This is a genomic window from Flavobacterium aquaticum, from assembly GCF_003259835.1.
Taxonomy (GTDB): domain Bacteria; phylum Bacteroidota; class Bacteroidia; order Flavobacteriales; family Flavobacteriaceae; genus Flavobacterium; species Flavobacterium aquaticum.
Window position 1 is genome coordinate 213,471 of record NZ_QLMI01000002.1, and the last position, 12,916, is coordinate 226,386.

The window sequence follows — 12,916 nt, forward strand, 5'->3', positions numbered from 1 at the left end:
ATGGAATTATTAGATAAAATAAATAAAGACCAACTTCCACAACATCTAGCAATTATCATGGATGGAAATGGCAGATGGGCAAAACAAAAAGGATTACTTAGAGCTCTTGGACACGAAAGTGGCACAAAATCAGTAAGAAAAACAGTTGAAAGCTGCGCAAAATTAGGAGTCCAAAACCTTACTTTATATGCTTTCTCTACTGAGAACTGGAATCGTCCAAAAATGGAAGTTGACACTTTAATGAAGCTATTAGTTTCTTCGTTAAAAAAGGAAATTAAGACTTTACAAACTAATAATATTAAATTAAATGCCATTGGAAATTTAACAAATTTACCCGATAGCGTTCAAAAAGAATTACAAGAAGTAATTAGTAAAACAGCCGAAAATACTAGGATGACACTAACATTAGCACTTAGTTATGGTGCTAGAGAAGAACTTATTCAAGCTGTTAAAAAAATATCGAACAAAGTTAAAAATAATATAATTTCTGAAGAGGCTATTGACGAATCAATTATTAATCAGCATCTTTACACACACAATTTACCCGATGTAGATTTGGTAATTAGAACAAGTGGCGAACATAGAATAAGCAATTTTCTTTTATGGCAAATAGCTTACGCCGAGTTCTATTTTACAGATGTACTTTGGCCAGATTTTTCAGAAACCCATTTGTATGAAGCAATTATTAGTTATCAAAAACGTGAACGCCGATTTGGAAAAACAAGCGAACAAATTATACCTTAAAAAAATGTTGAAAAAAGGATTACCATTATTTACATTATTTACATTACTATTCAGCTCTTCGCTTTTTGCTCAAGAAACAAAATTAGAAAGTGGAAAATCATATATATTAGCTAAAATTGATGTTACTGGAAAAATCAGTTATAACGAACAAACCGTTACTACTTTTACTGGATTAGAAAAAGGACAACAAATAATTGTACCTGGAGAAGACATTAGTGCTGCCATTAAAAAATTATGGAAATTAGGATTATTCTCTGATGTAAATTTTTATGTTAATAAAATTGAAGGAGATAGTATCTTTTTAGAACTTAATATTAATGAACTTCCTAAATTATCTGAAGTTAAAATTCAAGGTGTAAAAAAAGGAAAAATTGAAGAACTAATTAAAGATGCCGACTTAAAAAAAGGTAAAATCGTTAACGAAAATTTAATTACAACTACAAAAAATTACTTCGAAAACAAGTATAAAAAAGAAGGATATTATCAAGCAAAAGTTGCAATCAACACTATTCCAGACAGCTTAGGTAACGAAGTTAAAATGGTGGTAAATATTGATAAAGGCAACAAAGTAAAAGTAAAAAGTATAGATTTTGAAGGCAATGAACAGTTGAGCGATTCAAAACTTAAAAAAGCTTTTAAAAATACTAAGCAACGTAATTTTGTTCGATTCTATAAAAAATCGAAATTTATAAAAGAAAAATACAAAGAAGATTTAACTGCCGTAATTGATAAGTACAAAGAAAAAGGGAATAGAGATGCCCGAATTATTTATGATTCTGTTACCTATGATAAAAAATCTAATACCGTATCGATTAAAGTAAAATTAGAAGAAGGAAGAAAATACTACTTTGGAGATATTCGCTATCTTGGAAATACAATATATACAGAACGCCAACTTAATTCGCTTTTAGGTATTAAAAAAGGGGACGTTTATAATGGAACCTTACTTCAAAAAAGAATTGCAGACCAATCAAAACCAGATGGAGAAGATTTAACAAACTTATACCAAAACAATGGTTATTTATTTTCAAGTATCAACCCGGTTGAGGTAAGAACTGAAAATGACACAATTGATTTTGAAATTAGAATTACAGAAGGTCCAATTGCCTATTTCAACAAAATTACTGTTGTAGGAAATGATAAAACTAACGACCACGTAATTTATAGAGAATTAAGAACAAAACCTGGACAAAAGTACAGCAAAGAAGATTTAATACGCTCTATTCGTGAAATTGGACAATTAGGTTTCTTTGACCCTGAAGCTATTAAACCCGATTTTAAAAATGTTGACCCACAAGCTGGAACTGTTGACATTGAGTATAGTGTTGTAGAAAAAGGTTCAAGCCAAGTAGAATTACAAGGTGGTTATGGTGGTGGTGGATTTATTGGAACGTTAGGACTATCGTTCAATAACTTCTCTGCTCGAAAAATGTTTAAAAAAGATGCTTACAAACCACTTCCTATGGGTGATGGTCAAAAAATGGCATTGCGTTTACAAGGAAGCTCATACTTTCAAACATATAGTTTATCTTTCTCTGAACCATGGTTTGGAGGTAAAAAACCTGTGAGTTTCTCAACATCATTATCACACAGTAAACAATTCTTATACAATTACAGATCAAGAGATGTAAATAGAAGTCAAAGTTTTAACATTACATCACTTTCAGTTGGAATTGCTAAAAGACTTACTGTTCCAGATGACTATTTTGTATTATCTCAAGCTGTATCATTTCAGTATTATGATTTAAATAATTACAACACTGGATTATTTACTTTTGGAGATGGAGCATCAAGAAACTTAGCCTATACAATTGCTTTATCTAGAAACAGTAAAGGTGTAAATCCAATTTTCCCTACTACAGGTTCTGAATTTAGTATTTCTGGAAAATTTACTCTACCATATTCTTTATTTAATGGGGTTGATTATGATAATTTAGAAAATTTAAAAGAGTACAAAGATAGAGCAACGGAAGCTGGAGAAGCTCCAAATGGCGCAAATATTAATATTGGAGATTACTTAGATGAAGATGGTAATCCAGTAAATGATGGTGATTCGGATCCAGAAAACGACTATTTGAGTGCTGCAGTAGACCGAGGAAAAGTAGACCAAAAAAGATACAATTGGTTAGAATATTACAAAGTTAAATTCAAAGCAGACTGGTACACGAGAGTTTATGAAAAATTAGTCTTAAGAACGAATGCAGAATTTGGTTTCATGGGAGCTTATACAAACAGAGGTTTAGTACCTTTTGAAAGATTCTTCCTTGGAGGTGATGGTTTAGCTAACTTCTCATTAGACGGCAGAGAAGTAATTCAATTAAGAGGATATCCTAACAACTCATTATCATCTCAAGATGGAGGAACAATTTATAACAAATTTTCATTAGAGTTAAGATATCCAATCACCTTAAATCAGTCCGCTTCAATTTACGCTTTAAGTTTCTTAGAAGCAGGTTCTGCATTCGACAAGTTTAAACAATACAATCCTTTTAAACTTCAACGTTCAGCAGGAGTTGGTGTACGTGTATTTATGCCAGCATTTGGGTTATTAGGAATTGATTTTGCACACGGTTTTGATGCTATCCCAGGAGAAACAGTTAAAAGTGGTTGGCAAACACACTTTATTATTGGACAACAATTTTAAGGTTTGTTAGTACTTTTTTGTTAAATTCGTAAAAATATTTTATCATTTATTGCGTTTGACATTTATCAAAGTAGAATCGAAGACTGATTCAACCACTAAACAAAATTAAATTGAAATGAAAAAACTATTATTTATACTTGCTTTAATCTCTTTTTCTTCTAATGGACAAACAGCTAGAGGAGTTAAAATTGGTTATATAGATATGGAATATATCTTAGAAAAAGTGCCTGATTATGCTGATGCAAACAATCAATTAGAACAAAAAGCACAAAAATGGAAGCAAGAAATAGAAGTTAAAAAAACCGAAATAACAAAGTTAAAAGACGCTTTAAAAACAGAACGCGTTTTATTAACCAAAGAATTAATTGAAGAAAGAGAAGAAGAAATTGGACACTTAGAAAAAGAACTTCTTGAATATCAAGAAAAGCGTTTTGGACCTCAAGGTGATTTAATTATTCAAAAATCTGTTTTAGTTAAACCTATTCAAGATCAAATTTTTACTATTGTTCAAGATGTTGCCGAACAAAGAAAATATGATTTTATTTTTGACAAATCTTCAGATTTAACGATGTTATTTGCTGCTCAAAAATACGACATAAGTGATTATGTAGTAAAAAAACTAGCAGCTTCTCAAAAAAGAGAAGAAATGACAAAAAAACAGCTAAAAGCTCAAGAAGCTAAAGATGCTTTAGAAGAATCTCTTGAAGAAAATCCTGCTTATACAGAAAGACAAAGAATCTTAGATGAAAAAAAAGCAGCAAGAGAAAAACTAATTGAAGAACGCAAATTAGCTAATGAACAAAAGAAAGCTGATACCGCAGAAAAAAGAAAAAAATTACTTGAAGAACGTAATGCTAAAAAAAATGGCACAGTAATTGAAAATAAATCTTCTGAAGACATTAAAGAGGCAGACAACAAAGAAGAATCAAAAGATAGTGGTGAAGAAAAAGTTACCACCGAAGAAAAAAAACCTACGCCGGCTGAAATTAGACAAAAAGCAATTGACGATAGAAATAAAAAATTAGAAGAGCGCAAAAAAGCTATAGAAGATAAAAAGAAAAAAATAGCTGCAGACAAAGAAGCTGCAAAAAAAGCAAAAGAACAAAAAACAGAAACAGAGAATAAAGATTAAATAACTTAAATTTTACAATTAAAAATGAAACAATTAAAAACATTAGCAATCGCAATCGTACTTTTCATTGGAACACAGGTTTCAGCTCAAACAAAAGTTGCTCATATAGACGTACAAGCCTTAATGACTACAATGCCTGAAATGAAAACGGCACAAGATCAAATGAAAAAAATTCAGGAGACTTACGATAAAGATTACAAAAACATGGTAGCAGAATACCAAACTAAATTACAAAAATACGAGCAAGAAGCTCCAACTGCTGGTGACGCTTTAAACGAAACACGTTCTAAAGAAATGCAAGACATGGGTAGCCGTATTCAACAATTTGAACAAACAGCTAAAAAAGAATTAGGTCAAAAAGAAATGGACTTAATTAAACCTATTATGGAAAAAGCTCAAAAAGCAATTCAAAAAGTAGCAAAAGCAAAAGGTGTTAACTATGTTTTAGATGCTACAACTGGTTCAGGAGTTTTGTTTGCTGAAGGTGGAATTGACTTATTAGCTGACGTAAAAAAAGAATTAGGTTTCTAATTAATTCAACTTAGAATTTTAAAAACTGCTCAATCTAAATTTGGATTGAGCAGTTTTTTTTTATTTTTGTTCTTATGAAAAATGAAAATCCTATAGGTTTATTTGATTCGGGCATTGGCGGCACTTCTATTTGGAAAGAAGTACATGCTTTAATGCCTAATGAGAACACCATTTATTTGGCAGATAGTAAAAATGCTCCTTATGGCTTAAAATCTAAGGATGAAATTATAGCGCTTAGCTGTAAGAACACGGAATTTCTTTTAGAAAAAAATTGTAAAATTATTGTTGTTGCCTGCAATACCGCAACAACCAATGCTATAAAAGAATTAAGAGCTAAATACGATATTCCATTCATTGGTATCGAGCCTGCAATTAAACCTGCAGCATTACAATCGAAAACACAAACCATTGGAATCTTAGCCACAAAAGGAACGCTTAATAGCGAATTATTTCATAAAAGTGTAGAAAACCACCCAGAAGTCAAAATAATTGAGCAAATAGGTCACGGATTAGTTCAACTAATAGAAAACGGCGATATCAATTCACCAGAAATGGAAGAACTATTAAAAAGTTATCTAAAACCAATGATTGAAAAAAACATTGATTATTTAGTTTTAGGGTGTAGTCACTATCCTTATTTAATTCCTCAAATTCAAAAAATACTACCGCAACACATCAAAATTATTGATTCTGGAGAAGCGGTAGCAAAGCAAACGCATAAGATATTAGAGCAAAACCATTTACTAAATGTATCAAAAGAAAAAAGCTCGCAAATATTCTACACGAATAGCGAGCCTGAAGTTTTAGAAACTATCTTAAATCATAATGAAAAAGTGCTTTATAAGAATTTTTAGCTAATCTTTAAACCAACCTGAATACATAACGTAGTTATTTGAAATGCGTTCAATTTCTCCAGCAAAATCACTTTGATCAATATCCTTAACTTTCTTTGCTGGAACTCCTGCATAAATACAACCCGATTCTACAACTGTATTTTGTGTAATAACGGAACCCGCAGCTACAATTGAGTTACTTTCAATAACACAATTATCCATTACAATAGCTCCCATTCCGATTAAAACATTGTCTTTTATAGTGCAACCATGTACAATGGCGTTATGTCCTATTGAAACATTATTACCAATAACAGTAGGATGTTTTTGATAAGTACAATGAACAACTGCTCCATCCTGGATATTTACTTTGTTTCCTATTGTTATTGAATTAACATCACCTCTAATAACCGCATTAAACCAAACACTACAATTAGCCCCAAAAGTAACTTCTCCAACAATTGTAGCATTCTCGGCTACGTAACAATCTTCAGGGATTTGTGGGTATTTCCCGTTAACCTCTTTAATTAACATACTTTATACTTTTAAAAAAAATGTCCCGATAAATCGGGACAAATATAATTGAAATTTCTATTTTTAATTAACCGCAGGACAGTTACAATCCCAAGCTTTATCTTTACAGAAGATATTCATCCCTAAAGTAATTTGGTGAAAACCTCCATTGTCAAATTTCACATCACCCATTATATGAGAATAAGTGTATGAGAACATAAATTTATCATAATTTAAACCAACTATTGGAGTAATCCATTGTAACTTTTGATCTTCTAAAGAACCGTCAGATGCGTATTGAGCACCGTCAAAACTTCTTCTATAAGATAATCCACCCCATAATCTACCAAATTCTAATTGCTTGTAAACTTTCAAGTTTAAATCAATCGCTTTTTCTTTTGTTTCTGTAGTATATTGAAACATGAATGAAGGTTCAAATAATAAATCATTTTCGTTTCCAAAAACAGCACCTGCACTCCAAAGATATTTACTTAAATTATCTGACTCAACATCAGTATACAATTCTCTTTTATTTGCTAAAAAGTTCTTAATTGTAAAATGAGTAAAGAAATCCATATAGTGATATGAAACCCCTAAATCTACATTAAAATAGGCATCTTTAGTAATTACACCAGGAACAACCGCTGGATCAAACCCAGTAAATTCAGTTCCATCTAAAGTACTTTGTACAAAAGCTGTACTTAAACCAAATGAAAGTTGATTCAAATCTAAAGTACCTCTTGAAAATCTTAAGTGGTGCGCATAGGTTAATTTAGCTCCTTTTTGAGAATGATACCCGTTTTTGTCATTAAACAAAACCATACCAAATCCAGATCTACCATCTTCGTCTAGTGCAGTATTAAAACTAATTGTTTGTAACGCTGGTGCGTCTTCTTGACCAAACCATTGTTGACGACCTGTTAATCTGATTTTTCCACAATTAGCAGCTCCTGCCATTGAAGGGTGAATCAAATAATAATTATCTGATAAATAATCAGAATAAACAGCTACTCCTTCTTGGGCAAATGAGAATTGTGCCAATAAAAACGCTAAAATAAAATAACTCTTTTTAAAATTCATTGTAGTTATTGTTTAATGAAAACATATTTCTTACTATCCTAATAAAACATCTAGGTTTTAAAATTAGAACATTATTAGTAAAAAACAATAAAAATATGGCTTTTTACTACGAACTTGCCAAAGATATAAATTTTTGTGTTTCTTTTACAATTCGCTTAAAATATTCTTACCATTAATTTATCTTTTTTTTAATGTTTGGAAAAAGAATCAAAAAAATCAACTTAATAATTCATCAAAATCTAATAAAAAGTTAAATAAATTAAGTATGCTTTTAAAATAAACTAACATGTGTAATGAACTTTGTATCTTTGCAAAAAATTAATTACCATGCAAGTAATAGCAACTAAAATAACTCAAAATCCAGCCATTGTAAAATTTGAATTGGATGAAATTATCGTAAGAACAGAGAATTTTGAATTCAAAAATATTGATGAAACGCAAAATTCTCCATTAGCCAAACAATTATTTTTTCTTCCTTTTGTAAAAACAGTTTATATTTCTGGAAATTTCATTGCAATTGAAAAATTTTCTATTGTAGAATGGGAAGATGTTCAAGAAGATGTAGCCAATCAAATCAATGAATTCATTTCAAATGGTGGCGTAATCATTCAAGTAGAAGAAAATAAAACCAAAAAAAAACCTGTTACAATATACGCAGAAACAACTCCTAACCCATCGGTTCTAAAATTTGTTAGTAATAAATTACTAACTAAAACTGCTCTTGAATGTAAAAACATTGATGAAACATCGGCTTCTCCTTTAGCAAAGGAATTATTTAAATTTCCTTTCGTAAAAGAAGTGTTCATTGACGAAAATTACATTTCGGTTACCAAATTTGCCATAACAGAATGGGATGAAATTACACTTGAATTAAGAACTTTCATTAAAGAGTACATTGAAAACGGAAACATTGTAATTGATGAAACTGCGATTGTAAAAACAGAAATTCATCAAAAACAACAAGAGGCTTATTTTGATACTCTTGATGTTACATCACAACAAATTATCAACATTATTGAAGAATACGTTAAACCTGCTGTTCAAAGCGATGGTGGAAATATTATGTTTGAATCTTTTGACCCAACAGAAAAAAGAGTTAAGGTAGTTTTACAAGGTGCTTGTAGTGGTTGTCCTTCATCTACTTTTACATTGAAAAATGGAATTGAAAACATGTTAAAAGACATGCTGAAAGACGAAGCAATTAAAGTAGAAGCTATCAACGGATAATTTTTTAAAGTTTAGAAATAAAAAAAGAGCCTTTCGGCTCTTTTTTTATTTCTTATTTCTTGTTTTGCTGATTAAATTCTTTAAACAACTCTAACAAATTCATAATAGATTTTATCAAATCGTTTGTTTCAAGAAGTAATGCAAAATACAATTTACTGTTTTTAGGACTTGTTTCAGTAGTTCTAATTCTAGCAATCTGTTTCGTAATTAATTCAGAAACCGTGTCTAAAAACACCTTTTTATCTCTTAAAATTTCATCTAATTTAGAAAAATCTTCAGTGGTAAAACTTTCTTCTAAGCGACCGAATAATTCTTGTAATTGAGTATCTACAGTTTTAAGATCTCTAATTTGATTGAATTTTAATTTCTTATGATTATTATTTACATGCGAATGGCTACTAGAAGTAATAAAATCAATCGATTGAACCATGTCTTGCAAATAACCTAGAATTAAAATATAAAACTTACTCGCTTCTACTGAATTTTCATCTAAATTCTTAATAAAGTAAAAAACATTACTTTTTAATTCGTCGATTTCTTTTTCAAGCTTCTTTAATGATTTTTTATTTTCTTTTAGTTTAGCTAAATCTTGCAAACCTAAGTTATCAACAACATTAGAATATAATGCACTGGTTTTTCTTAATACTTTAGAAATTTGAGAAGAACTTTCTGTAATCATTTCTTTTAATGTTACGATGTCTTCTTTTCTTAAACTTTTAATCTCTTCTTCTTCTTTTACTTTCTTTTTATGAATTTGGTTACTTCTATAAAAGAAAATGGCAACTATAATCATGAAAGCAAAGAAAGCAAATACTTCTCCAATGAATAAGATGTAAGCAATAATAGCAGAAGATAAAAATGCAGCTAAAGCCGTCACAAACCAACCTCCAATTACATTAAAAACACCCGCAACACGATAAACAGCACTTTCTCTATCCCAAGCTCTATCTGCAAAAGACGAACCCATTGCCACCATAAAAGTCACATAAGTTGTAGATAATGGCAATTTCATTGAAGTTCCAATAGAAATCAAAATCGAAGCTACAATTAAGTTTACAGAAGCTCTAACCATGTCAAACATAGGTTGTTCATCTCTTTTTCCAGTATATTCTGGTTGAACAAACTGTGCGTCCAATTTTTTCTGTAACGATTTTGGCAAAATAAAACTAATAATATTTCCAAGATACATAAATGCTCTAACTATGTTTCTTGAAAGCGTATTAGCATTATATTTTTCGTTTCCTTCACCTTGTCTTGATAAATTTTGCTCAGTTTCAATTACTGATTTAGCTTTTTTAGACGTCCATAATGTATAAACCATTACTAATCCAGCCAATGCTAAAAAGATAAAAGGAGCTGGTAAATTTTCTTCTTCAAGACCTGACATCATGAATTCAGTTGCTCCAACTGTTTGTCCTGGTGCAGCCCAAATTTCAAAAGCTTGATAAGCAGCAATTGGCACACCAATAAAGTTTACTAAATCATTTCCTGCAAAAGCAAGTGCTAATCCAAAAGTACCAACGATAATAATGAATTTAAAAACACTGTATTTAAAAACACTAATTAATAATTGACAAACAATTGTCCATAAAATTAATGAATATGCAATAATTGTAAACGGACTTTCTTTGATAAAATCTTTTACTTCAGAAGGTACAAATGTGATTGATTTTAATCCTTTTACCAAAATGAAAAAGGTAATAGCTGTCATGGCAACTCCACCAAAAAGTGCTGCTACATACTTATATCTTTTTTCGATATGGAAAGTAAAAATTAATCTTGAAACATATTGCACTAACGAACCTAAAGCAAAAGATAATGCTACAGAAAGTAAGATACTATAAACAATTTCAGAAGCTTTTTCAGTATTGATATACTTTCCTAATGTACCAAAACTATCACCACTAACATACACTTTGTAAACAGCTAAAACAACAGAAGCACCTAACAAAGAAAAGATAACTGAAACCGTTGTTGATGTAGGAAGTCCTAAGGTGTTAAACACATCAAGCAATAACACATCGGTAATCATAACCGCTAAAAAGATGATAATTACATCGTTGAAACTGAACATACTTGGTGTAAAAATTCCGTTTCGTGCAATTTCCATCATACCGTTAGAATAAAGGGCTCCAACAGCAACACCTAAACTCGCTACAATCATAATAGTTTTAAACGAAACCGCTTTAGAACCAATTGCTGAGTTTAAGAAATTAACCGCATCATTACTTACTCCTACCATCAAATCGGTAATTGCAAGAATCGCTAATGCGATTAACATTATAATATAAATTTGTTCCATTTTTCTATGAATTAATTTCGATGCAAAATTCCTTTAAGAAATTTAGATTTACGTTAATTTAATGTTATCAATTGATCCAAAAACAATTATTTAAAATAATTTTCTTAACTTTAATTTAATATTAAAATCTATTTTTTATGGCCGTATTAAAAGTAATTGAAGTATTGTCTAGTTCAACTTCAAGTTGGGAAGACGCCACAAGAAAAGCTGTAACTCAAGCAGCAAAGTCTTTAAAAAACATTAGATCAGTTTATGTTCAAGATCAAAGTGCTTCGGTCAAAGATAACGAAATAACTGAATTCAGGGTAAATTTAAAAATCACATTTGAAATTGAATAACTTAACAAGCGTCTAATAATATAGGCGCTTTTTTATTTTTCTAAGATTTCTGGGTTCAATATCTTTGCAAAAAAAAGAATATGACGCCAATTGAAATTCAAAATTATCTAGAAACCATTAAAAAATTAATCCTAGAATATTCTCCAAAACTCGTCGTTGCTATTGTTATTCTTCTAGGTGGACTTTGGGCAACAAGTTTTATTACAAAAGCGGCAAAAAAAATAATGCTAAAACGAAATATTGAATTAACACTTTCAACTTTCATTGGAAATGTTATCTTTTGGACATTACGCGTATTGTTGTTTGTAACCGTAATTTCAAAACTTGGAATAGAAACTTCTGCATTTGTTACAATTTTAGGAGCAGCTGGTTTGGCTATCGGTCTATCTTTACAAGGTTCACTTTCTAATTTTGCTGGAGGAATTTTAATTATTTTATTTAAGCCTTTTAAACTTGGAGATATTATTGAAGCTCATGGCGAAACTGGAAAAGTAGACGAAATTCTTATTTTTTCTACCAAATTAATTACCGCAACTAATCAAATAATTTATATTCCAAATGGAATTTTATCAAATGGAAAAATCAAAAACTATTCGCAATTAGGAATTAGAAGAGCGGATTTAGTTTTAAAAACAGCTTACGACTCCAATTTTTCAGATATTAAAAATACTATTTTGGACTTTGTAAAAAAGCATCAACATGTTATCCAAAATCCGAATCCAGAAATTATTATTAGCGAATTAACCGATACTCACGTTATATTTACCGTAAAAGTTTGGACAAATAATTCAGATTACACTAAAGTCTGCTCTGAAATTCTAGAATTTAGTAAATCTGTAGTTAGACTTTAACTTACTTAGATAAAACGAAATCTTTCAAATAATAAGGTTCAAAATAAGCGACATCAACAAAGTCGCTTATTTTGTATTTGTCAAATGATAATTCACTCATTTCTTTGGCCGATGGAAATATAACATCAGAATGAAATACAAATTTATCATCGGTTAAAGTGTTTTTGAATTTTTCGGTGCCATCGCCAACCAAATGAATTTTTTCTAAAATCTCATTATACGAAGTTTCATCAATAATTTCAGCTTGCGTATTTCTAATTTGATTATGATTCTTATCGTAAAAAGCGGTAAAAACTTCCATTCTGCGAGCATCAATCATTGGAATTATGATTCCGTCTTCGATTTCAATTTGTCTTGCTAAAAGTTGTAATGTATCAACAGCAATCATTGGAATATTCATTGCATAACAAAATCCTTTTGCAGAAGAAACGCCAATTCGTAATCCAGTATAAGAACCTGGCCCTTGACTTACCGCAACAGCATTCAAGTCAGAAAATTGCAAATTATTTTCAATAAGTAATTCTTCGATAAAAACGTGTAATTTTTCGGCATGAGAAAAATTTTGCTCTGCAATTTCTTTACATGCTATCGTTTTTCCTTCTTTTGCTAAAGCTACAGAACAATTTTTTGTTGCGGTTTCTATATTTAGAATAATTGACATAATCAGATTTTTGAAAGGCAAAGTTAAGAAGATAAACCCGTAAAAAAAATAAGGCATAGT

General features: G+C 30.2%; 12 protein-coding genes. 8 read left to right on the forward strand and 4 right to left on the reverse strand.

All coding sequences use genetic code 11. The features are described 5' to 3' along the window. The 5 genes from B0I03_RS03800 to murI all read left to right on the forward strand — a co-directional run bounded on the left by B0I03_RS03800 (position 1) and on the right by murI (position 5,905). Positions 1-744, forward strand: a complete 744-nt coding sequence (locus tag B0I03_RS03800) for an isoprenyl transferase (protein WP_111566139.1) — start codon at positions 1-3, stop codon at positions 742-744. Next, on the forward strand, positions 674-3,388 hold the full coding sequence (bamA, locus tag B0I03_RS03805; protein WP_111566140.1) for an outer membrane protein assembly factor BamA: 2,715 nt from the start codon (positions 674-676) through the stop codon (positions 3,386-3,388). The genes B0I03_RS03800 and bamA overlap by 71 nt, the downstream gene beginning before the upstream one ends. 115 nt (positions 3,389-3,503) lie before the next feature. Beyond that, the gene (locus B0I03_RS03810; protein ID WP_181452339.1) at positions 3,504-4,520 is read left to right on the forward strand and encodes an OmpH family outer membrane protein; all 1,017 of its coding nucleotides are present in this window, start codon (positions 3,504-3,506) and stop codon (positions 4,518-4,520) included. A gap of 24 nt (positions 4,521-4,544) precedes the next feature. Beyond that, positions 4,545-5,051, forward strand: coding sequence for an OmpH family outer membrane protein (locus B0I03_RS03815; protein WP_111566142.1), 507 nt, complete (start codon positions 4,545-4,547; stop codon positions 5,049-5,051). 74 nt (positions 5,052-5,125) lie between these two features. Next, positions 5,126-5,905 (forward strand): glutamate racemase, encoded by a 780-nt coding sequence (murI, locus tag B0I03_RS03820; RefSeq protein WP_111566143.1) that lies wholly within the window; start codon positions 5,126-5,128, stop codon positions 5,903-5,905. Here murI and B0I03_RS03825 read toward each other — a convergent pair whose 3' ends face one another. Both B0I03_RS03825 and B0I03_RS03830 read right to left on the reverse strand, forming a co-directional pair. Then, positions 5,906-6,418: a gamma carbonic anhydrase family protein gene (locus B0I03_RS03825; protein WP_111566144.1), complete on the reverse strand. Its 513-nt coding sequence runs from the start codon at positions 6,416-6,418 to the stop codon at positions 5,906-5,908. A gap of 63 nt (positions 6,419-6,481) precedes the next feature. Next, positions 6,482-7,477: a PorP/SprF family type IX secretion system membrane protein gene (locus B0I03_RS03830; protein ID WP_111566145.1), complete on the reverse strand. Its 996-nt coding sequence runs from the start codon at positions 7,475-7,477 to the stop codon at positions 6,482-6,484. Between the two features lie 327 nt (positions 7,478-7,804). On the opposite strand from B0I03_RS03830, the gene B0I03_RS03835 reads away from it, so the two are divergent. Then, positions 7,805-8,704: a NifU family protein gene (locus B0I03_RS03835; protein WP_111566146.1), complete on the forward strand. Its 900-nt coding sequence runs from the start codon at positions 7,805-7,807 to the stop codon at positions 8,702-8,704. A 52-nt stretch (positions 8,705-8,756) separates the two neighbouring features. On the opposite strand, the gene B0I03_RS03840 is transcribed toward B0I03_RS03835, so the two are convergent. Beyond that, entirely contained in the window at positions 8,757-11,006 is a 2,250-nt protein-coding gene (locus B0I03_RS03840) for an inorganic phosphate transporter (protein ID WP_111566147.1), read from the reverse strand. Positions 11,007-11,143: 137 nt separating this feature from the next. Between B0I03_RS03840 and B0I03_RS03845 the strand changes: the two genes are divergently transcribed. Both B0I03_RS03845 and B0I03_RS03850 read left to right on the forward strand, forming a co-directional pair. After that, positions 11,144-11,344 (forward strand): dodecin family protein, encoded by a 201-nt coding sequence (locus B0I03_RS03845; protein WP_026724334.1) that lies wholly within the window; start codon positions 11,144-11,146, stop codon positions 11,342-11,344. A gap of 80 nt (positions 11,345-11,424) precedes the next feature. Beyond that, a complete protein-coding gene (locus B0I03_RS03850) occupies positions 11,425-12,195 on the forward strand; it encodes a mechanosensitive ion channel family protein (RefSeq protein WP_111566148.1) in 771 nt (256 codons plus the stop codon). A 1-nt stretch (position 12,196) separates the two neighbouring features. On the opposite strand, the gene tsaB is transcribed toward B0I03_RS03850, so the two are convergent. Then, positions 12,197-12,856, reverse strand: coding sequence for a tRNA (adenosine(37)-N6)-threonylcarbamoyltransferase complex dimerization subunit type 1 TsaB (gene tsaB / locus B0I03_RS03855; RefSeq protein ID WP_111566149.1), 660 nt, complete (start codon positions 12,854-12,856; stop codon positions 12,197-12,199). Between the last annotated feature and the right edge of the window lie 60 nt (positions 12,857-12,916).